The 918-nt window shown below is 66.8% G+C and carries 1 protein-coding gene; it reads left to right on the forward strand.

All coding sequences use genetic code 11. The features are described from left to right. Nucleotides 1–138: 138 nt before the first annotated feature. On the forward strand, nucleotides 139–918 hold a 780-nt coding region (locus Ssi02_RS38435; RefSeq protein WP_204034448.1), incomplete at its 3' end, for an endonuclease/exonuclease/phosphatase family protein.

Here is a 918-nt window from a genome sequence, read left to right on the forward strand (position 1 = left end):
TCCGGTGTATCCGCTGCTTCCCATAGCGCCCGTCATGAGCCGGGGTTCTTGGCGGGCTGCTTACCCCCTGACGGCCGGTCGCGATTACCCGGCCGTCAGGGGGCCGTCTTTGACCTTCTTAGTCGTATGGAGTGGTTCGTGGTCATTACGGTCATGTCACAGAACGTCAAGCACGGCGCGCATTTGGACGGCCGGTGGTCGGGGCTGGCGGGGGTGATCCGCGCTGTGGCCCCCGATTTCCTGCTCTTGCAGGAGTGCCGGAGATGGGCCGAGGGGAACATGGCCCAGTGGGCCGCTGCTGAGAGTGACCTCGGTATGCGCCTGCTCGTCGCGCGGTCGCGTACCGGGAACCACACGGTGGTGGGCTGGCGTCCGCGCCCGGGGTGGCGCTGGCTGGGGATGGAACACAACCTGCACACCCTGACCTCGGGCTATGCCGCGCTGCGGATCGACGTGGGCCTGCCGGTGCCTCTGTCGGTGGTGAGTACGCATCTGACGTGTTACAGCGCTGCTCAGGCCGCTCAGGAGGCGCAGGTGGTGATCGCCCGCGCGCATGTGCCCAACGGGCTGGGCATCCTCGGCGGGGACATGAACCATTGTCCTGTCGGGGATGACGAGCCGGACTGGGAGCGGGTCAAGCCTTACAACCGGTCGTCGCGGTGCCTTCCCCGCGAAAGCGATGACGAGCCGTGGCGCGCCAACACGATTGTCGGCCAGACGTTCCGTACCGGCGGGATGACGGACGTGGCGGCCCATCTGGCGGATTCATGGGCTGATCCTTCGTTGCGGGCGCATACGGGGGTGCATGGGCTTGTTCGGGTGGATCAGATCCACGTGACCGCTGCGCTGGTCCCCTCGATCACCGACTACCAGCGGGTTGACCCACGGGGCTTCAGCGATCACTGGGGGGTGGTCGCT

The sequence above is a fragment of the Sinosporangium siamense genome, from assembly GCF_016863435.1.
GTDB classification, from domain to species: Bacteria; Actinomycetota; Actinomycetes; order Streptosporangiales; family Streptosporangiaceae; genus Sinosporangium; species Sinosporangium siamense.